This is a genomic window from Enterovirga rhinocerotis (assembly GCF_004363955.1).
Taxonomy (GTDB): Bacteria; Pseudomonadota; Alphaproteobacteria; order Rhizobiales; family Beijerinckiaceae; genus Enterovirga; species Enterovirga rhinocerotis.
Window position 1 is genome coordinate 413,684 of record NZ_SNZR01000014.1, and the last position, 20,614, is coordinate 434,297.

The following is a 20,614-nucleotide window of genomic DNA, read 5'->3' on the forward strand; positions in this document are numbered from 1 at the left end:
CGAGCCTATCACGCCGGCGAGGCCGTCGCCATGCGGCCGGGCTGCCTTGCTCGCTCGGCCGCCTTCGCGCTCCAGTCCCGCCCCGGCACGGCCGCGAGCAGGGCGCGCGTGTAATCGTGCTTCGGGGCGAGGAAGACCTCGGCCGTGATGCCCTCTTCCACCACCACTCCGTCCTTCATCACGGCGATGCGGTCGCAGATCTGGGCCGCGACCCGGAGGTCGTGCGTGATGAAGACCATCGACAGCCCGAGCCTGTCGCGCAGGTCGTCGAGCAGCCGCAGCACCTGCGCCTGGACCGAGACGTCCAGTGCCGAGACGGGTTCGTCCGCCACCAGCACCTCGGGTTCGAGCGCGAGCGCCCTCGCGAGCCCGATCCGCTGGCGCTGACCGCCGGAGAATTCGTGCGGGAATCGGTCGATGGCGGCCGGGTCGAGACCGACGAGCGCGAAGAGGTCGCGGGCCTTGGCGAGCGCTTCCGCCCGCCCCATGCCGTGGACCATCGGCCCCTGCGCCACGAGTTCGCCCGCGCGGCGGCGGGGATTGAGCGACGCGTAGGGGTCCTGGAACACCATCTGGATGCGCCGGGCCTCGCGCCGCATCTCGCTGCGCGAGAGGGCGGCCAGATCGGTGTCGCCGAGCTGGATCGACCCCTCGTCCGTATCGAGCAGACGGATGATGCAGCGGGCGAGCGTCGACTTGCCCGATCCGCTCTCGCCGACGACGCCGAGCGTCGTGCCCTGGGGCAGGGAGAGCGTGACGTCCTTCACCGCATGCGTGACGCGCTTCGTCGCGAAGAGGCCGCCCGAGCGATAGGTCTTCGAGACGTTCTCGATCCGGAGGATCGGCGCGGCATCCGCGCCTTGCGGGCGCCGCTCGGCCGGGGTGAGGGGAGGCACGGCCGCGATCAGGGCCTTGGTGTACTCGGCCTGTGGCCGGTTCAGCACCGCCTCGGCCGGGCCTTCCTCGACGAGGAGGCCATGCTGCATGACCGCGACCCGGTCGGCGATCTCGGCGACGACGCCGAAATCGTGGGTGATGAACAACACGGCCATGCCGCGCCGCTTCTGGATGTCCTCGATCAGGGCGAGGATGCGGGCCTGGGTCGTGACGTCGAGCGCCGTCGTCGGCTCGTCCGCGATCAGGACCGCGGGTTCGAGCGCGAGGGCCATCGCGATCATCACCCGCTGGCGCTGGCCGCCCGACAATTCGTGCGGATAGGCCCGCAGGGCCGCCTCCGGATCGGGCAGACGCACCTCGCGGAAGAGTGCGAGGACCTTCTCGCGGATCGCCGCCTTGTCGAGGTCGGTGTGGATGGCGAACATCTCGCCGACCTGGTCGCCGGCCCGCAGCAGCGGATTGAGCGCCGTCATCGGCTCCTGGAAGATCATGCCGATCCGGGCGCCGCGCACGCGCCGCATCTCGGGCTCGGACAGCGTCAGGAGATCGGTGCCGCCCATGAGAACCCGGCCGGACGAGGCCGTCACGCCGGGCGGCAGGAGGCGCATGACGGTCGAGGCGAGCATGGACTTGCCCGATCCGCTTTCGCCGACGACGCAGAGAATCTCGCCGGCCGACAGGGTCAGCGAGACGTCGTTGAGGGCATGGCTCCGGTCCGCGCCGGAAGGCAGGCGGACCGAGAGGTTTTCGATCGACAGAAGAGGTTCGCTCACGGCTTCGGATTCCGGCGCAGGCGCGGGTTGAGCGCGTCGTTCAGTCCCTGGCCGACGAGGGAGACGGCGAGAACGGTGAGGAGGATCGCGACGCCCGGGATCGCCGAGACGTACCATTGGACCCGCAGGACGTTGCGGCCTGCGCCGATCAGGTTGCCCCAGGAGGCGATGTTCGGATCGGAGAGCGACAGGAAGGCGAGGGCGCTCTCGAGCAGGATCGCGATCGCCATGACGACGCTGGCATAGACGATGACGGGCGGCAGGGCGTTCGGCAGGATCTCGCGGAAGATGATGCGGAGGTCCCCCATGCCGAGCACCCGGCAGGCCTGGACGAATTCGCGGTTGCGCAAGGTCAGGAACTCCGCCCGCGTGAGCCGGGCCGTGGCGGGCCAGGAGACGAGGCCGATCGCGACCGTCACGGTCGTGATGTCCGAGCCGAAGACGGCGACCAGCACGAGCAGCAGCAGGAAGTTCGGCAGCGTCTGGAAGGCTTCGGTGACGCGCATCAGGGCATCGTCGATCCAGCCGCCGTAGAAGCCCGCCAGCGCGCCGACCACGATCCCGATCGCGATCGAGATGGTCGTCGCGACGAGGCCGATCAGGAGCGATACCTGCGCGCCGTGGAAGATCTGCGCGGCGATGTCCCGACCGCTATTGTCGGTGCCGAGCGGGAAGCGGCCGCCGAGATCGGGCCATTGCAGCGGCCGGCCGGCGAGGCTGAGCGGATCCTTCGGAAACAGGATGGGCGCGAGCAGCGCCATCGCGATCACCGCGAGGAGCAGGACCAGCCCGAGCAGAGCGGCGGGGTTCTTGGCGTAGCGCGCCAGGGAGCCGGTCATCGTCCGGCTCCGATCCGCGGGTCGAGCTGGCCGTAGAGCAGGTCGACCAGGAAGTTGATGACGATCACGAGCAGCGCCGAGACGAAGACGATGCCGAGCAGGGTGTTGAGGTCCCGCTGGACGACGGATTCGTAGGCGAGCCGGCCGAGGCCCGGCAGCGCGAAGACGCTCTCGACCACGACCGAGCCGCCGAGCATGGTGCCGGCCTGCAGCCCGATCAGCGTCACCATCGGCAGCATCGCGTTGCGCAGGGCGTGGCGCACGACGACGCCCGTCTCGGCGAGGCCCTTGGCGCGCGCGGTGCGCACGAAGTCGAGGCTCATCACCTCGAGCATCGAGGCCCGCATGATGCGCAGATAGGTCGCGAGGAAGATCAGAGCGAGCGTCACGGTGGGCAGGACGAGATGCCAGGCGATATCGAGGGCGCGGTCGAGGCCGGTCAGACCTGCGCCCACCTCCTCGAAGCCGCCGGAGGGCAGCCAGCCGAGCGTGATCGAGAACAGGACGATGCCCATCAGCCCGAACCAGAAGGACGGCGTCGCGTAGAAGATGAGGCCGAGGGTCGAGATCAGCGTGTCCGGCCAGCGGTCGAGCTGGCGGGCGGCGAGGATGCCGAGCGCGGTCCCGGCTGCGAAGGCCAGCGAGAGCGAACTCCCCATGAGGAGCAGCGTCACCGGCAGCCGCTCGGCGATGACCTGGGCGACGGGCTTGCCGTAGATGGCCGATTGGCCGAGATCGAACTGGACGAGCCGCAGCAGGTAGCGGCCGAGCTGAGCGAGAGCCGAGATGTCGAGGCCGTAGAACCTGCGCAGTTCCTCGGCGAGGGCCGGGTCGCCGCCGCCCATCTGCGCCATCAGCGCGTCGACGGTATCGCCCGGTGCGAGTTGGAGCAGCAGAAACAGCCCGGCAAGGATGATCACGAGCGTCGGAAGGCTCGCGGCGAGACGCCGGAGCGCCAGGGACAAGATGGTCATGCGTACTTCACGATCGAGGCCTTCGTCCCCTCAGGGCTAGCGGGTTTGCTCGGCCCTGCGGAACGGCGCGCTCCGCCCTCCCCGAGAGAGGATGGCGGAGCGGCCCGCAGCCGATCCTAGCTCTCTATCCACGTATCGTGCCAGTCGCCGGAGCCCCAGCGGGGCATGTTGAGGGCGCCCTGGACCTTTTTCGAGATCGCGGTCTGGAAGGTTCGCTCGATCATCATCCAGACCGGAATGTCGGCGTTCACCGCCTTCACCCATTCGGCATAGAGGGCCTTGCGCTTGACCGGATCGAGCTCGGCGGCGGCATCGTCGATCATCTTGTCGACGGCGTCGTTCTTCCAGCCGTACTGGTTGGTCCAGGGCGCGCCCTTCGGCGATCCCGAGCGGTACCAGACCGTGGTCGAGACGGCCGGGTCGCCGCGATACTGGTGCCAGCCGGTGGCGAGGTCGAAGTTCCAGTCGCGATAGACGGTCGCGAGGGCGCCCGCGCTGTCGAGATTGAGAATGTCGACCTTGATGCCGACCTGGCTCAGCGACTGCTGGATGAAGGTCGCGAGCAGCGGCACGTCCTCGCCGTTCTGGATCGGCACGAGCTTGAGCGTGAACCGAGTGCCGCCGGCGCCGCGCTTGTAGCCGGCCTCGTCGAGCAGCGCGTTCGCCTTCTTGACGTCCAGCTTATAGGGCGGCGGCGCCTCGGTGTAGAAGGCCGTCGAGACCGACGGGATCGGGCCCGTGGCCGGCTTGCCCTGCCCGTAGATGAAGTTCTCGATGAAGAAGGGCACGTCGATCGCCTGGGCGATGGCTTGCCGCACGCGCACGTCGGAGAGTTCCTTGCGCCGCGTGTTGAACTCGAGCGTGTTGTTGAAGGCGTTGGCCTCGAGTCCCTTGCTCGTGACGGTGAAGCGCGCGTCGGTCTTCAGCCGATCGAGATCGGCGAGGGAGAGGGCGTTGTAGGTCGAGAGTTGTGTCTGTCCCGTCTCGAGCGCCGCTGCCGCGGCGGCCTTGTCGATGATGAAGCGCCACACGATGCGGTCGAGATAGGGGAAGTCCTTGCGCCAGTAGTTCGGGTTCCGGTCGGCGATGATGAACTGGCCACGCTCGTACTGCACGAACTTGAACGGACCGGTTCCGATCGGCGCGGTATTCGCCGGGTTGTCGAGGATGTTGGTGCCCTCGAAGACGTGGCGCGGCGCGATATAGCCGAGGTCGCAGAGGGCGCGCAGCAGGAGGTTCTGCGGCATGGGCCGGCTGTATTTGAAGACGGCCGTCGTCGCGTCGGGCGTCTCGACCGCCTCGAGGTATTGCTGGAGCTGGGTGCCGTAGTTCAGGTACTTCTTCCACATCTCCATGGCAGTGTACTGGACGTCCGCCGAGGTGAACGGCTTGCCGTCATGCCAGGTGACGCCCTCCCGCAGCTTGAATGTGTGGGTCTTGCCGTCCGGTGCGCTCGTCCAGCTCGTCGCGAGCACGGCGGCCGGGACGCCGCTCGCGTCGAGGTCGACGAGCGGCTCCATGATCTTCGACGTGACGATGTAGACGCCGGTGGAGGCCCGGATCGCCGGGTTGAGCACGCGCTGCTCGCCGCTGAGCTGCACGGTGAGGGTACCGCCCCGCTTCGGCGTTCCGCTCTGGGCGAAGGCGGGACTGCCGGCGGCCGACCCGAGGGCCAGGGCGCCCGCAATCCGGATGGCTTCCCGACGATTGATGATCATGGTGGGTTCCCCGTTTGGTCACCCATTCTTTCTGCATTGCAGCATCGAAGCAATGGAAACGATACCTCGACTAAACAAAACCTGTAGATCAATCGCCTCTTTTGCCGGCATCGGGGGAAATATTTATCTCTTCTGCCTCCGGCGCCCTTCCTTCAAGCGTGGGCGGGCATCGCGGCGGCCGCCGCCGCACCCATCCCAGTCCGGACTCGGCTGACGCGTCACGGGCGCCCCCGTCACCTCTCGGAGGTGTCGGACCATGGCTCGCCCGCGCGGGTCGGGGCCCGATCCATCAGCGCAGGCCGAGGCCGCGTGCGATGATGCCGCGCAGAATCTCGCGCGTGCCGCCGCGCAACGAGAAGGACGGCGCGGTGAGCGTGATGTAGCCGAGGACCTCCGAGAGGTCGTTGCCGGAGGTCAGCGAGGGCTCGATCCCGACGAGCTGGCGCACGACATCCGGCATGGCCTGCTCGTAGAGCGCGCCGAGATCCTTCACGACGGCCGCATGGAGGGCCGGGTTCTCGCCCTTCTGCAGCAGGCCTGCGACGGAGCGCGAGAGATAGCGCAGCGTCATCAGGTGGCCGGTCAGCCGGCCGATCACGGCCTTGGCCTCGTCGGAAGCGTCGGGGCCGAGTTCGCGGATGAGTTCCGTCAGCAGCACGAAGGAGGACAGGAACCTCTCCGGCCCGCTTCGCTCGAAGGCGAGTTCCCCCATCACCTGGTCCCAGCCGTCGCCGAGCTTTCCGACGAGCGCGCTCTGCGGAAGGAAGACGTCTTCCAGCACGATCTCGTTGAAGTGGTGCTCGCCCGCGACGTCGAGGATGGGGCGGATCGTGATCCCCGGGGTCTTGAGGTCGACCAGGAACTGGCTCGTGCCGCCCTTGCGATCCTCCTGCGTGCCGGTGCGGCAGAAGAGGATCATGTAGTGGCACTGGTGCGCCTCGGTGGTCCAGACCTTGGTGCCGTTGACGCGGAACCCGCCCTCGACCGGTGTCGCGCGGGTTCGCGTCGCGGCGAGGTCGGAGCCGGAATCGGGTTCGCTCATGCCGATCGCGAAGAAGCATTCGCCCCGCGCGATCTTCGGCAGGATGGCCTCGCGCTGCGCCTCGGTCCCGACCTTGAGCAAGAGCGGGCCGCTCTGACGGTCGGAGATCCAATGTGCTGCGACGGGTGCGCCCGCGGCCAGCATCTCCTCCATCACGACGTAGCGCTCGAGCGCGCTGCGTTCGTGGCCGCCGTAACGCTTCGGCCAGGTCATGGCGATCCAGCCGCGCTCGCCCATCTTGCGGCTGAAATCGGCGTCGAACCCGGTCCAGGTCCGAGCCCGGTCCATGGGCTTGCGGTCCTTCAGCTCGACGGCGAGGAAGTCGCGGACCTCCCGGCGGAGGGTTTCGATGGCGGATGTGGTCTCGGGGGGAGGGGGGAACGTCAGCATGGATCCATCTGCCTCACAGGCTCGTCACGAAAGGCCAGAGCCCGTCGGCGCCGAGGCCGACCACGTGCTCGCCGAGTTCGCGGCTCCACTCGGCCTCGTTGCCGAACTCGTCCCGCCAGGACCACAGACGCCGGGTGTGGATGTGCAGCGAGTGCTCGTGGGTGCAGCCGATGGCGCCATGCACCTGATGGGCGATCGAGGCGACGATCCCCGCCGCCTCGCCGGTGCGCAGCTTGGCCGCGGCCATGGCGAGGCGCCCGCCCCGGCCGGACACCGCCTCGGCCGCGATCGCCGCCGCGCCGGCCGACGCCGCGGCCTGGCCCGCGACGATGGCGAGGTTCTGCTGGATCGCCTGGAACTTGCCGATGGGCCGGCCGAACTGCACCCGCTCGTTGGCATAGGCGACCGACATCGCGAGGACCCGCCCGATGGAGCCGGCCATCGCCATCGCCCGGAAGGCGGCACCCAGCGCCTTGAGGTCGCGAGCGGCGCAGTCGCCGGGCCGCACGAAGGCGCCGTCGATGGCACCGTCAAGTGCAACATCGTCCCGCGGCTCCCCCGCGAGGTTCTTGCCGGCGCTCACGCGGTAATCGGCAGGTCGCAGGAGGGCGAGGCAGGGCCCTTCCGCCGTATCGGCGACCAGCACGATCCCGGCGGCTTGCGCGCCCCACGGCACGCGCGGCAGCACGCCCGAGAGCCGAAGGCCGGCGCCCTCGCGCGTCGCCTGGATCCGACCGCCGGACGGCGCTGGCGCGATCGACAGTGGGCCCTGCGGCGCCTCGATTCCCGACACGCCCAGGAGCCGCGTCGCGATCATGGTCTCGGCCAGAGGGAGGGGCAGGGCGGCTTCGCCCGCAAGCGCCATGATGCCGGCGAGGGTTTCGGCCGAGAGCCCGAATCCGCCCTGGTCCTCGGAGAGCAGCGCGAGCGGCAATCCGAGTTCTTCGACGCTGGCCCAGGCCTGCGCCGGCCAGGCCGTCTCGTCGCGCCGGCTTGCCTCATCCCTCGGGAAAAGGTCGTCGAACAGCCGCCGCGTCGAATCGAGGACGATCTCGTCGGACTCGCTCACCTGTCTCGTCTCCTCCCGATCTCGACGAGGTGATCCCCGTTCGCCGTCCCGTCCTACCGGCTCTTGTTTCGTCTCGCCATCCCCACCGGCCTCGCCGAGGCGGTGTTTGACGCTCCAGACCCTTGCCCTCGCGGGCCGCATCGGTTCGAGTGTCGTGCGCGGGCTCGCCCCGTGCGTCATCGTCGAACATATAAAGAAGGTCGGCCCGGTCCGGGCCGCGCCGCAGATAGAGGTTGCATGTCAGGACCCCTTTCCGGATTTCGGATCATCGAGATGGCGGGGATCGGACCCGCACCCTTCGCAGGGATGTTGCTCTCGGACATGGGGGCCGAGGTCATCCGCATCGACCGGGCCGCACCGCAGGATCTCGGCATCACGATCCCCGAGAACCTGAACCTCACCAATCGCGGCCGCCGATCGCTCGTGCTCGACCTCAAGTCGCCGGAGGGGATCCGGGCGATGGAGAAGCTCGTGCCGAAGGCCGACGCCCTGATCGAGGGATTCCGGCCCGGCGTGATGGAGCGGCTCGGGCTCGGCCCTGAGCATCTGCTCGGGCTCAATCCGAAGCTCGTCTTCGGCCGCGTGACGGGATGGGGACAGACGGGTCCGCTGGCCCAGGCGGCCGGGCACGACATCAACTACGTCGCGCTGTCGGGCATGCTGCACGCGATCGGCACGCCCGAACGTCCCGTGCCGCCCTTGAACCTCGTCGGGGATTACGGCGGCGGCTCGCTGAACCTGGTGATCGGCGTTCTCGCCGCGCTCCTCGAAGCGCAGCGCTCGGGCAAGGGGCAGGTGGTCGATGCCGCCATGGTGGACGGCGTGGCGCTTCTCGGCTCGCTGTTCTACGGCTTGCTCCAGGCCGGTCTGTGGAGCGATCGGCGCGGCGCGAACGAACTCGACGGCGGCGCGCCCTGGTACGGCACGTACCGCACGCGCGACGGGAGCTGGATCGCGATCGGGCCGGTCGAGCGGCGCTTCTACGAGCTCATGCTGGAGAAGCTGGGTCTCGACGATCCCGCCCTGAAGGACCGCGCTCCGTCGAACTGGGAGTATCTCCGGCAGGCTTTCGAGGCCGCCTTCGCGACGCGCGACCGGGACGAATGGTGCCGGCTCCTCGAAGGGACCGACATCTGCTTCGCCCCCGTCCTGTCGCTCGGCGAGGCGCCGAACCATCCGCATCTCGCCGCGCGGGCGACCTTCGTCGAGTTTGACGGTGTCCTGCATCCCGCGCCGGCCCCGCGGTTCAGCCGGACCGAATCCGCGATCCAGGGGCCACCCCCGGCCGTCGGGGAGCATAGCCGCGCGATCCTGGCCGGATGGGGCTTCTCGGAGGCCGAGATCGCCGAGACGCTGGGAGACGCTTCGTGATGGACGCTTCGCTCTCGCCGCCGGCCGCGGCGGCCGATCTGCTGGAGGCGCTGCTGCGGCAGCGTCACAGCTGCCGTGCCTTCCGGCCCGATCCCGTGCCGCGCCCGCTCATCGAGCGGATGCTCGGGATCGCGCAGCGCGCCGCCTCCTGGTGCAACTCGCAGCCCTGGCAGGTCGTCGTGACGAGCGGCGCGGAAACCGAGCGCTTCCGCGAAGCCTTCGCGGCGGCCTTCGCGGCAGGCGAGGACGACGCGCCCGATATCCCATGGCCGAGCGCCTATGAGGGCGTCTATCTCGCCCGTCGCCGGGAATGCGGCTACCAGCTCTATGACAGCGTCGGCGTCCCGCGGGGCGACCGGGAAGCGGGCGCTCGTCAGGCCGCGGAGAATTTCCGGTTCTTCGGAGCGCCTCACGTCGCGATCGTGACGAGCGATGCCGCGCTCGGGCCCTACGGTGCCGTCGATTGCGGATCGTATGTCGGCCATGTCCTCCTCGCGGCTCAGAGCCTCGGCATCGCGACGATCGCCCAGGCGGCGCTCGCCTCACGCTCGGGACTGATCCGGCGCCATTTCGGGCTGCCGGATGATCGCCGCGTCGTCTGCGGGATCGCGTTCGGCTATGAGGACGAGGCTCATCCGGCCAATGGTTTCCGGACAAGCCGCGCAAGCCTCGAGGAGGCTGTGACGTTTCTCGGCTCGTAAGCGCCGGACCTTCGTCCCGCAGGCCGCGACGGGCCGGCGCACGACACCGGATTGAAACGCGAAAGGGGTGCGGCGCATGCGCGCGGCGCCGCGTCGCAGGCACCCTCTTACGACGGTTCGCGGGGTCGTTTCGGTGCGCGGGAGGCGAGGTTGTCCCGCGCGGTGCGCCTTGACGGTGCCCATTCCTCTTCGGGACCCGAGATGTCCTCGACCGCCGGGATCTGGGATCCGGCGCTCCGGGAGGTGGCGGCTCGACGCCACCACCCTCGCTCCGCTAAAGAGGCGCGCCGGTCGCGGCGGCTAGGGGCGACGCCATCGCGATCCGTGGCTTGCCTGGTTCGCCGCACCCCCGCGAGGCACAACCGAATGTGGGTGAACTTGTCGATCGAGAAGTTTCCTCCCCGCAAACTGGCGGGCTTGCTCCGTTCCGGCTCCGCCATCACGCGCGTGATTGCCGACACCTTGTCGCGCCGCCCGTCCGGTGCGGTTTCCGACACGGAAGCGATCGAGCCTCCCGTGGCCGCCTTGCCGCCGGCTTTGGCCGAACTGGCTTTCGTCCAGGTCGACCGGCTCGTTCTCGAGCGGGTCATTCAGACAGCAGATGCACTTGCCCTTGAGATCGTCTACGAAGATCTCAAGGATCTCTTCAGTACTGTCGATGATCTCGACGCGTCCGAGCAAGACGGGGATTGGTGATCAATGAAAGTTGAGGGCCGCCTCGAACGCGTCTGGTTGCACCAGGCCGAGGGCTGGGCGTGGCTGCCCGCGGAGCCGGGCAAGCGGCTGACGGTGGAGCTCTATGTCGACGACGCGCTCGTCGCCACGGCGCCGGCGGACATCCTCCGAGCCGATCTCGCCCGGAAGTCGATCGGAGACGGGCGCTACGGTTTCAGCCTTCCCCTGCCGGGAAAGGCCGGCTCGGCGGGCGCGGCAAAAAGCGTTTCGGTCAGGATCGTGGACGGGCCCGAATTGCGGGGTCGGATCGACGCGCTGACAGTTCCCCCGAACGGTCGGATCGAGACCCGCAACAACCTCGAGATACGGGGATGGGCGCACGGGCCGAATTACGAGCCGGCCGAGCTCGAAGTCTTCGCAGACGGGGTCCTTCAGGCGACGTGGCCTTGCCGGATGCTGCGCAAGGACCCGGCCTTCAAGCATCTCGGCGCGAATCAATTCGGCTTCAAGATGCCGCTCGATCCGCTCGTCGGTCCGAATGCCGACCGGCTCGAGGTGCGCATCAAGGGAACGTCGATGCGGCTGGACGTGCCCGCGAAGACGCCGGCCCCCGATTACATGCGGGTCCCGGCCGATCTTCCGCGGCAACGCTATGCCTCGGCCTACGATGCGCGCGAAGCGCTTCTGAAGAGCCTCTGCGAAGACGGCGCCGATGGCGGCGCGAACACGGTGACGGTGTCCTGGACCGCCCTCCAGCAGGTCCTGAACCTGCTCTCGGCGCGGGAGAATGCGCTCGAAGAGCGGCGCTTCATGTCCAAGGTCGAGGAGCGCGCGGGAGGCCTGCTGCCGGAGAGCGGGTCGGCGACCGTGGAGAGCGAGAGCCTGAACAAGCTCCTCGCCCTCAGCCGGGAGGCCGCCGGCCTGACGACGGAGCAACTCGTCGAGCGTATCGCCGCCGAACTCGTGCCGGCCTATCGCGAGGATATCGAAGGGCGCCGGTCCTGGCACGCGGCCCTCAGGTCGATCCCTGACAAGCGGTTTCTGCGGAGCCTTGCCCGAGCGTTCCGGCAGTCCGATTTCCTCGAGCTTCCCGGCTTGGCCTACCTCACCAGCATGGCGGGGCGGAGCAGCTTTCCGATCTCGAGCATCCGCTACGCCCGGACGCTGTGGTCCTGGGCCCATGCGTCCCACGAGCAGGGCATCCGGCTTCCGGCCCCGGCGGCCCATGTCCGATCGAACAGGCGTCGCACCGCTTACGTTCTGTGGCGCTCCGTTCCGTACGACACGAACGGCTACGCCATGCGGTCGCATTATCTGCTCCGCTCGCTGAAATCGCTCGACGAGGACGTGCTGGGCGTCACGCGGCTCGGCTATCCGTGGGATGCCGAGAAGAAGAAGCCCGCGACGAGCTATATCGAGGAGATCGACGGGCTGCCCTATATCCATCTCGGCGGCACGGACGCGTCTCGCGACACCATGACCCTCGAGAACTACGTCCTGGAATGCTCGCAGCGGATCGCCCATGTCGCGGCCGCGATGGAGACGGACGTCATCCACAGCGCCTCGAACTGGGTTGCCGGGCTGCCGGCCCTCAGGGCCGCCCGGCTCCTCGGCTTGCCGTTCTGCTACGAGGTCCGGGGCCTGTGGGAGATCACGAGAGCCTCGACCACGCCCGGCTATCGTCAGACGGACCATTTCTCGCTGTTCGAGCGGATGGAGGGTCTGGTGGCCAGGAACGCGGATCGCGTCTTCGCCATCACGGGACAGGTTAAGGCCGAACTGGTTCGGCGTGGCGTGGACGAGAGCAAGATCGTGCTCGCGCCGAACGGCGTCGAGACCGAGCGTTTCACGCCGAGGGCGACGGACGAGGCTCTGAAGCGCGAGCTCGGGATCAAGGACGAGATCGTCTTCGGCTTCATCGGCACCTTCGCGCGTTACGAAGGCCTGATCGATCTCTGCCGTGCCGCGACGGAACTCACGAAGCGCGGCAAGCGGTTCAAGCTCCTCCTCATCGGCGACGGCGGCGTGTTCGACGACGTCGTCGCCTACAAGAAAGAGTTCGATCACGAGAACAACATCATCGTGACCGGGCGCATCCCTTTCGAGCAGGTTCCGTCCTATTACTCGCTCGTGCACGTCGCGGTGTTCCCGCGCGCATCGACCGAGATCACGGAGATGGTCTCTCCGCTGAAGCCGTTCGAGGCCATGGCGATGGCAAAGCCGGTGATCGGCTCCTCCGTCGCCCCCATCGCCGAGTTCGTCGACGAGGGCGAGACCGGCTGGCTGTTCGAGAAGGGCTCCTTGGACGACCTGGTCCGGGTCATGTCGAATGTGATCGACCAGCCGTCCATGGCCGAGCCGATGGGACGGAAGGCGCGTCGCTTCATCGAGGAGAAGCGCGACTGGAAGATCATCGGAAACACGATTGCGACTGGCTGGCAGGACATCCGATCGCGTGGGCCGCACGGGCCGCCGTCATGATGACGTGATCAGGCGCGAGGAAAGCGTCCGTGTGGTTCGCCGGTGAATCGATCGCGCTTCGAACCACATCGCAGCCTCGCTGCAACCGTTCAACCGACAAATCTCGCCGCAGGATTATCTAGATGAGCACCGTTTGCGTCGTCGGACTTGGCTATATCGGATTGCCCGTCGCCTCGATGTTGGCCAGCCGTGGCCACGAGGTGATCGGATACGATATCAACGAGGCTGCGGTTCGGAGCATCAACCAGGGGGTCTCGCACTTCTTCGAGCCTGACCTCGACATGCTTCTCGAGGCGAGCGTCCAGACCGGGCGGCTGCGTGCACAGAGCGAGCCGTCGAAGGCGGAATTCTATGTCCTCGCCGTGCCGACCCCGCTGACCGACGAGCACAAGCCGGACCTGTCGTATGTGATGGCGGCGACCGAGGCCATCGCTTCGTTTCTGGACCGTGGCGCCACGGTCATTCTGGAATCGACCTCTCCCGTCGGCACCACCGAGCGCATCAATGCGCGCCTCGCGGAACTCCGCCCCGACCTGAAATTCGCTCAGTACGGTGTCGATACCGATGGGGCAGACGTCGCCATCGCGCATTGCCCCGAGCGCATCCTGCCGGGCCACATGCTCCGTGAACTCGTCAATAACGACCGGATCGTCGGCGGCATGACCGGCAAGTGTTCGGAGGCGGCGGCGCGGCTCTACCGCACCTTCGTCACCGGCGACATCTTCATGACCGACTGCCGCACCGCCGAATTCGTCAAGCTCGTCGAGAATTCGTACCGCGACGTCAACATCGCCTTCGCCAACGAACTATCGATGATCAGCGAAAGACTGGGCGTCGACGTCTGGAGCGCGATCAAGCTCGCGAACCGCCATCCGCGGGTCTCGATCCTGAATCCCGGAGCGGGCGTCGGTGGGCATTGCATCGCGGTCGATCCCTGGTTCATCGTCGACAGCGCTCCCGAGGAAAGCCGCATCATCAAGGCGGCGCGGATCGTCAATGACGGGAAGGCTCTCTTCGTCGTCGACAAGGTCAAGCAGCATGCGGCCCGTTTCCGTCAGCCGGTGATCGCCTGTTACGGACTGACCTATAAGCCCGATGTCGAAGATCTCCGGGAGAGCCCGGCTCTGGAGATCGCCGAGGAACTGGCGGAGATCGACTCCGCCCTGATCAAGATCTGCGATCCCTGGATCAAGGAACTGCCTCGGAAGCTGGCGGATAACGATCGCGTCGAACTGGTCGATGCAGAACAGGCTCGCGAGGCTTGCGACATCGCTGTGTTCCTTGTCGGACATTCGCAGTTCAAGGGGCTGGACCAGCGGCGTTTCATCAACAAGGTCGTGGTAGACGCGATTGGACTGTTTGCGCGATGAGGCGCAACTTGACGCGCGATAACTGAACGACGTCGGCGCCGAGGCGTGCGAGCGGCTGCCAGGCCGACTTCGCATGCCGGCGGCTTCTGATCGGGATCGAAGGAGTCTAACGTGCTGATAACGTCACTGAACCGTGTTCAGCTGCTTCAGAAGCTGCCGAATGGAGGCGTCTGCGCGGAGATCGGCGTCTATAACGGCGCCTTTGCCTCGCAGATCCTCAAGAACTCGGGCCCGCGAAAGCTGCACCTGATCGATCCGTGGGGCGGTCAGGAGGACGAGTACGTCAGTTCGTATCACATCAAGGGCGAGCTCGAGGAAAAATTCCTTGCCGTCTCGAAGATGTTCGAGAAGAAGATCGAGGATGGGACGGTCGAGATCCATCGAGAGTATTCGACGACCGCTGTGAAGCGCTTCAAGGACAAGTATTTCGACTGGGTTTATATCGACGCAATGCACTCCTATGACGGGGTGCTTTCGGACCTTCGCGCGTTCCGGGACAAGGTCGTCGATGACGGTTTCCTGTTCGGGCATGATTTCTCGAACACGAAGATGTCGAGAGCAAAGAAGTTCGGCGTGATCCCGGCCGTGATCGATTTCGTGAACGAGACGGGCTACAAGCTCATTCTGATGACGAATGAGAGCGCCCCGAGCTATCTCATCGCGAAGAACCCCGAATCCGACCGTTGCCGCGAGCTGATCCAGTCGATCGTGGATTCGAATACGTCGACGATCGATATCGATCCCAAACTGGTCTCGAACCTCCAGCAGTTCGAGGTGTTGCAGACCGGCGGCCGAAAGCTGCAGTTCCTGCAGCTCGGAGCGGGAGTCGCGCCCGGCCATGAGGCGCTGCCGAAAAAGTTCGATCCGAACGCGGGCGAGACCAAGCCTTCGGCTCCCTCGACGCCGGCGGCCGCGAAGCCGGCCGCTGCTCCGGCTGCGGCCCAGGACGTGGCGCCGGCCGACGAGGAGCGGCGCAAGAGCCATCCTCTGCGATCGCTTCTCGACGATGGGATCTTCACCTACGAGAACCCGCGGCCGCAGCTTCCGATCTTCTACGCGCTGCTGACGCGCTTCAACATGTTCCTTCCGCAGTTCCGCGATACCGGCCGGATCCTGTCGGAAGAGGATTTCGCGGTCTGGCTGAAGAAGCGCGCCGCGATTTTCGCGCAGACGTGCCTGCCCTCCGTGGTCGGGCAGGCGCGGCGGCCCGACCGCTGGTTCATCGGCTTCGACGAGACCCGGCGGGATCATATCCAGCCGGTTCTCGATCTCATCAAGCCGTATCCCTGGATCGTGCCGGTCTGGCAGCGGGTCATCAACGGGGAGCACGAAAGCGCGCGCCTCGTCTTCGTCCGCTCGGTGGCCGAGGCCCTGCGCCCCGATCACCGTTACGTGCTGACCTCGCGCGTGGACAACGACGACGCCATCAACAAGCTCTTCTGCGAGGCGGTCGACGATTATGCGGCTGCGGTCTACGAGAAGCTGCCGGACGAGCGGGATTTCTGGATCTCGTTCCCTTACGGCATGCAGTATAACGGCGACACCTGCCGCGTGTTTCCGCTCAACAACAACGCGTTCCTGTCGAAGTTCGAGAGGGCCGATGCCTTCCCGAAGATGAAGGGCGCGACGGCGCTGTCGGGCAATCACAGCCGGGTGTTCTCGAAGGGGCGCGTCTTCACGCCGATGACCCGCTTCCCGATGTGGATCCAGATGGTGCACGGCTCGAACGTCAGCAACAGCTCGAGCTCGATCCTGTCCGCGCTGGCGGACGAGGCGGCGGAGCTGAAGCGCTTCTCGCTTCGTCCCCTGGGCGGGATGGTCGAGCGCCTGGCGGCCGCGTCCTAACGGACGCGCGGCGACCGGGCTCATGCCTGGGCGCGGTCGTGGGACGGCACGCTTCCATGAGCCGCTATCCTGATCGGCGACCCGCTGGCACGGGCATGGCGACCCGTTGCGGCGGCGCGCGTGAGGCTGGCGCCGGGTGGGACGGCGCCATATCGTGTCCGCGCCTGCGGCGTGCGGGCGCCGTCATCGTGCCGGTGCCTGTCGCCGGCGGTGGTCGATATCGGGTGGTTCGGGAGAATGGGCCCCGATGGGATCGAGGAAATCGCGGTGACGGCGCAAGGACCGCGCCTTGCATCGACGACAGCCCCTCGCGGAACCTGGGAATGAGGCGGTACGCCATTCGCACTGTCCGGCCGTCTTGCGGCTCCCTTCGCCGTGGTCGCTCGCCGAGAAGGCCCGCTTCCGTTGCGTGATCTGCTCGACCGCTCCGGGAACCTCATCCAGGCGTTGCGCGGTGAGGTGGCCCGTTACCGCACCCGCCTCCTGACGTCGCTCGAGGGGCATATCGACGAGATCGAGATCACCGATGCCGAGATCGTGGTCTCGGGATGGATCGTCGACCGGCGGCTCGGCTCGGCTCCGGACGGGGCAGCCGTGTTCGAGAAGGGCGCCCGTCTCCAGGACCTGACCTTGCTCGAGCGAGGCGACCTGCCCGTCGCGCGCTTCGGCAGGGCGGCGCTCGGCTTCGTCGCCCGGATGCCGCGGCAAGCCGTCGGTCGGCCGGAGCGGCTGACCGTCGGGACGGCGCGCCTTCCGGGCGCCTTGCGGGCCTCCCGCAAGACGCGGATCGGCCAGCCGAGATCGAGAGGCGCGCTGGACGGCATCGGTCCGGGGGGCGTTTCGGGATGGGTCGATGTGGATCCCCGCGACGCCGCGCTCGGCCCGGAACTGGTGATCGACGGCTCGGCGTCGTTTCCCCTCGCGATCGACATCGACCGGCCCGACGTGGTCCGGGCGGGGCGTTCAGGGCAACTCGGATGCGGGTTCTACCTCCCCGCCGAGAATCTCGCCGACCTGTTCTCCCCCGATCGCCGCTCGCGTTTCGGTCTGCCGTCGCGCCACACCTTCGATCTGCGGCTTGGTCCGCATCTGATCGACCGCAAGGTCGTCTCGACGGCGATCTCGGTGGACGGACGGGTCGAGCGCGCCGATCGCGGCGTGGTCGAGGGCTGGGCCGGCTCGAAGCCCGTCGCGAGCGAAGGCGTCGCCCTCGAAATGCTCGTCGACGGTGTGTTCTTCGCCCGCGCCAATGCCGACAGGCGGCGGGAGGATCTGAAGGCGCTGCGCGCGTCCCGAGCCTATCGCGGCTTCGAGTTCCCGCTCCCGCTTCTGTCGCGCCGCAAGCCCATGACGGTCGTTGTCCGCAGTGCCGTGTCGCGCCAGCCGGTCGGCGCGCCGATGGAGCTGCCCCCGCGCGCAGAGGCGTCACGCAGCGCGGTCGTGTTCGACCGCATCGCGGCGGGCGACGCCGAGACTCCCGTCTGCGTCATCGTGCCGATCCACAATGCCGTGGATCAGGTGGCCGACTGCCTCGCATCTGTGGTGGCCCACAGCGATCTCCCCGGCCTCCGTCTTCTCCTGCTCGACGACAACAGCTCGGACCCCGCCATGGGAATCCTGCTGGATGCCTATGGCGGGCGCGAGAACGTCGATCTCCATCGGAACCCCGAGACGCTCGGTTTCTCCGACACGGTCAATCGCGGCGTCGCGCTCGCGGGCGAGGCCGACGTCGTGATCCTGAACTCCGATACGGTCGTCTCCCCCCGCTGGCTCCAGAACCTGCGGGCGGCGGCCTATTCAGACCGCCGGATCGCGACGGCGACCCCGATGTCGGACAATGCCGGAGCGTTCTCGGTGCCCGAGCCGGGCCGCGTCAACCGGCTTCCGGCCGGGGTGGATCGAGATGCCTATGCGCGCCTGCTGACGCAGCAATCGGAGCTGGTCTACCCGCATGTGCCGACGGGGCACGGCTTCTGCCTCTACGTCAAACGCGCCGCGATCCGCGATGTCGGCACCTTCGATGCCGCCTCCTTCCCGCGCGGCTATGGCGAGGAGACCGATTTCTGCATGCGGGCGACGCGAGCCGGCTGGCAGCACGTCATCGATGACCGCACGATCGTCTACCACCATGGCGCGGCGAGCTTCGGCGGTGATCGGCTCGAACTCAACCGGAACGCCCAGCGCCTCCTCGCGGAGCGCTATCCGGAATTCGAGCCCCTCGCGGTGGCCGCCTTCGAGCGCGGCGCCGAACTCGCGACGATGCGCTATGTCGCGAGGCGCGCGCACGCCCTTTGCGGCAGGACGGATGTGCCCGCTCCCGCGAAGCCGCGCATCCTGTTCGTCCTCGCGGCGGCGAGCGGCGGGACGCCGCTGACCAATCGCGACCTGATGGGCGAGGTGCTGTCCACCTACGACGTCTGGCTGCTCCGGTCGGAGCCGAGGGCGGTCGAGCTCCTCCATGTCGGGAAGGACGAGATCGAGGTCGAGGCGCGGCATGTCTTCACGCGTCCCGTCGAACTCGGGACCCATCGGTCGGACGAATACGATCGCGAAGTCGGAGGCTGGCTGCTCGACCATGCGATCGAGCTGATCCATATCCGCCATCTGTGCTGGCACGGGCTCGGGCTGATCGATGCCGCCAGGCGGCTCTCGATCCCGATCGTGCTCTCCTTCCACGATTTCTACACGGTCTGCCCGTCCATCAAGCTCCTCGATCGGATGAACAGGTATTGCGGCGGAACGTGCACTGCCGGGGATGACGATTGCTCCGTCGAACTCTGGTCCCGGCAGACGGCCCCGCCGCTGAAGCATCGGTTCGTGCGACGCTGGCGCGAGATGATGGCCGACGCCCTTCCGAAGTGCGATGCCTTCGTGACGACCTCGGCGGGAGCGGCAGAGGTCATCGCCGACAACTTCCCCGCGATCGGCGAGAGGGGCATCCAGGTCATCCCGCATGGCCGGACCTTCGAGCGTTTCCTGCCGCCCGGACCGGCTCCCCGCACGGGCGAGCGGATCCGCATCCTCGTCCCGGGCAATATCGGCGTCGCCAAGGGCGCCCGCGAGATCCTGGCTTTGCGGGATCGCGACAGGGACGGCATCTTCGAATTCCACGTGCTCGGCGTCGCGTCCGAGATCCTGAAGGGTGAGCGCATCATCCAGCACGGCCGATACGAGCGGGAGGAGTTCGACAGGCGCGCGAAGGAGATCGCGCCGCATTTCGGGGCCGTTCTCTCGATCTGGCCGGAGACCTATTCGCATACGCTGACGGAACTCTGGGCCGCCGGCCTGCCCGTTCTCGCGTTCGATTTCGGCGCGGTCGCAGAGCGGATCCGGACGCATGGCGGCGGCTGGCTGCTTCCGCACCCCGATGCGGACGCGATGTCCGCGCGCCTCGTCGAGATCGCGCGGAGCGAGATGGAGTATCTCGCGAGAGCCGAGGAGGTCCGGCATTGGCAGGAGGGCGAGGGGCGCGCCAACACGGTGCCGCAGATGGCGGGCCGATATCTGGACTTGTATGACAGCGTGAGAGGCGCCCGCTTGTCCTTTCCCCCCGGTTCCGCCGCTGGCGATATCGCGGTCCGGGATGGAGCGGGGCTGCGGCCGCGCCGATCGTCGGAGGTCTGAATGGGCTGGTTCCGCGGAAATCCGATCGCCCGCAGCGTCGAGGTCGATCGGACCCAATGGTTTCAGATCGTGCGCCGGCGCGTGAGCATCCTGCTGTTGTTGACGCGTCGGACGCTCGGAGAGCGCTTCAGTCGCAGTCGCTTTGCTGGTCTCGTGTCGGTCTTCGAGCCGCTGGGCATGATCTTGATGTTCACCCTCCTGCACAGCCTCGTGCCGGGTCCGCCTCCGTTCGGCTCGTCGGGTCTCCTGTTCTTCGCATCAGGCGTGATGCCGTTTTATTTGTTCTTCCATCTGTCGAGTCGCATCAGAAACATCGACAATTACCGTCCGTTCCCTGGCGCGACTCGTATAGACCATGTTGTGGCGAGGGCTATCGGAGAAGTATTCACAAAATTTACGATCTTTTTCGCTTTTGTCATTATCACAAGTTTCTTCGATCCCGCTGTCAATTTTCCAGTGAATCCGTTTATCTGCATGGCGGCGATGGCGTCGATGGCCACTCTTGGATGCGCGATCGGCCTGGTCAACGCAACCATCGTGTCGATGTTCTCGAGCTGGGTGTACATCTATGCCCTGATCGGGCGGATCCCTCTTTTCCTGTCAGGTATTCCGTTCGTTCAGGACAGGGCGCCCGTCTATATCCGAGATCTGATCGCGTCCACGCCGTTCTCTCATCTGATTACCTGGTTTCGATCAGGCTATTACGTGGGTTATCCGACCAAGACGATGGACCTTCCGTTTGCGCTTTCGATCTGCGCCATCGCGTTGTTCATCGGGATTCTGATCGACGACAACACGCGCGAGTACCGGTCGACGGACTGACCGACCGGCATCGGCGCTCCGGC

Annotated in this window: 14 protein-coding genes; 8 read left to right on the plus strand and 6 right to left on the minus strand. The window is 67.1% G+C overall.

Annotated elements, in window-relative coordinates; all coding sequences use genetic code 11:
• Positions 1–8: 8 nt before the first annotated feature.
• From EV668_RS18665 to EV668_RS18690, 6 genes are all read right to left on the minus strand, one after another.
• Positions 9–1,670, minus strand: coding sequence for an ABC transporter ATP-binding protein (locus EV668_RS18665; RefSeq protein ID WP_166652519.1), 1,662 nt, complete (start codon positions 1,668–1,670; stop codon positions 9–11).
• On the minus strand, positions 1,667–2,509 hold the full coding sequence (locus EV668_RS18670) for an ABC transporter permease (protein WP_133772880.1): 843 nt from the start codon (positions 2,507–2,509) through the stop codon (positions 1,667–1,669). The genes EV668_RS18665 and EV668_RS18670 overlap by 4 nt, the downstream gene beginning before the upstream one ends.
• The gene (locus tag EV668_RS18675; RefSeq protein ID WP_133772883.1) at positions 2,506–3,483 is read right to left on the minus strand and encodes an ABC transporter permease; all 978 of its coding nucleotides are present in this window, start codon (positions 3,481–3,483) and stop codon (positions 2,506–2,508) included. Before EV668_RS18675 ends, EV668_RS18670 begins: the two co-directional genes overlap by 4 nt.
• A 116-nt stretch (positions 3,484–3,599) precedes the next feature.
• The gene (locus EV668_RS18680; RefSeq protein ID WP_133772885.1) at positions 3,600–5,201 is read right to left on the minus strand and encodes an ABC transporter substrate-binding protein; all 1,602 of its coding nucleotides are present in this window, start codon (positions 5,199–5,201) and stop codon (positions 3,600–3,602) included.
• 289 nt (positions 5,202–5,490) lie between these two features.
• Positions 5,491–6,633: an acyl-CoA dehydrogenase family protein gene (locus tag EV668_RS18685; RefSeq protein ID WP_133772886.1), complete on the minus strand. Its 1,143-nt coding sequence runs from the start codon at positions 6,631–6,633 to the stop codon at positions 5,491–5,493.
• A gap of 13 nt (positions 6,634–6,646) precedes the next feature.
• Positions 6,647–7,702 (minus strand): acyl-CoA dehydrogenase family protein, encoded by a 1,056-nt coding sequence (locus tag EV668_RS18690; RefSeq protein WP_133772888.1) that lies wholly within the window; start codon positions 7,700–7,702, stop codon positions 6,647–6,649.
• Between the two features lie 237 nt (positions 7,703–7,939).
• On the opposite strand from EV668_RS18690, the gene EV668_RS18695 reads away from it, so the two are divergent.
• From EV668_RS18695 to EV668_RS18730, 8 genes are all read left to right on the plus strand, one after another.
• Positions 7,940–9,073, plus strand: coding sequence for a CaiB/BaiF CoA transferase family protein (locus EV668_RS18695; RefSeq protein ID WP_133772890.1), 1,134 nt, complete (start codon positions 7,940–7,942; stop codon positions 9,071–9,073).
• Entirely contained in the window at positions 9,073–9,774 is a 702-nt protein-coding gene (locus tag EV668_RS18700; RefSeq protein WP_133772892.1) for a nitroreductase, read from the plus strand. Before EV668_RS18695 ends, EV668_RS18700 begins: the two co-directional genes overlap by 1 nt.
• Positions 9,775–10,152: 378 nt before the next feature.
• Positions 10,153–10,470 carry a hypothetical protein gene (locus EV668_RS18705; RefSeq protein WP_133772894.1) on the plus strand — a complete coding sequence of 106 codons (318 nt, stop codon included), beginning with the start codon at positions 10,153–10,155 and terminating at the stop codon, positions 10,468–10,470.
• A gap of 3 nt (positions 10,471–10,473) precedes the next feature.
• On the plus strand, positions 10,474–12,930 hold the full coding sequence (locus tag EV668_RS18710; protein ID WP_133772895.1) for a glycosyltransferase family 4 protein: 2,457 nt from the start codon (positions 10,474–10,476) through the stop codon (positions 12,928–12,930).
• Positions 12,931–13,052: 122 nt separating this feature from the next.
• Positions 13,053–14,300: a UDP-N-acetyl-D-mannosamine dehydrogenase gene (wecC, locus tag EV668_RS18715; protein WP_133772897.1), complete on the plus strand. Its 1,248-nt coding sequence runs from the start codon at positions 13,053–13,055 to the stop codon at positions 14,298–14,300.
• A 111-nt stretch (positions 14,301–14,411) separates the two neighbouring features.
• Positions 14,412–16,145 carry a class I SAM-dependent methyltransferase gene (locus tag EV668_RS18720; protein WP_133772899.1) on the plus strand — a complete coding sequence of 578 codons (1,734 nt, stop codon included), beginning with the start codon at positions 14,412–14,414 and terminating at the stop codon, positions 16,143–16,145.
• A 405-nt stretch (positions 16,146–16,550) separates the two neighbouring features.
• The gene (locus tag EV668_RS18725; RefSeq protein WP_133772901.1) at positions 16,551–19,769 is read left to right on the plus strand and encodes a glycosyltransferase; all 3,219 of its coding nucleotides are present in this window, start codon (positions 16,551–16,553) and stop codon (positions 19,767–19,769) included.
• A complete protein-coding gene (locus EV668_RS18730) occupies positions 19,770–20,591 on the plus strand; it encodes an ABC transporter permease (RefSeq protein WP_133772903.1) in 822 nt (273 codons plus the stop codon).
• The last annotated feature ends 23 nt before the right edge of the window (positions 20,592–20,614 follow it).

Coding starts and splice junctions, on each gene's coding strand:
- EV668_RS18685 (WP_133772886.1), bottom strand. CDS start 6,633: ATGCTGACGTTCCCCCCTCCCCCCGAGACCACATCCGCCATCGAAACC.
- EV668_RS18710 (WP_133772895.1), top strand. CDS start 10,474: ATGAAAGTTGAGGGCCGCCTCGAACGCGTCTGGTTGCACCAGGCCGAG.
- EV668_RS18700 (WP_133772892.1), top strand. CDS start 9,073: ATGGACGCTTCGCTCTCGCCGCCGGCCGCGGCGGCCGATCTGCTGGAG.
- EV668_RS18695 (WP_133772890.1), top strand. CDS start 7,940: ATGTCAGGACCCCTTTCCGGATTTCGGATCATCGAGATGGCGGGGATC.
- EV668_RS18675 (WP_133772883.1), bottom strand. CDS start 3,483: ATGACCATCTTGTCCCTGGCGCTCCGGCGTCTCGCCGCGAGCCTTCCG.
- EV668_RS18680 (WP_133772885.1), bottom strand. CDS start 5,201: ATGATCATCAATCGTCGGGAAGCCATCCGGATTGCGGGCGCCCTGGCC.
- wecC (WP_133772897.1), top strand. CDS start 13,053: ATGAGCACCGTTTGCGTCGTCGGACTTGGCTATATCGGATTGCCCGTC.
- EV668_RS18670 (WP_133772880.1), bottom strand. CDS start 2,509: ATGACCGGCTCCCTGGCGCGCTACGCCAAGAACCCCGCCGCTCTGCTC.
- EV668_RS18730 (WP_133772903.1), top strand. CDS start 19,770: ATGGGCTGGTTCCGCGGAAATCCGATCGCCCGCAGCGTCGAGGTCGAT.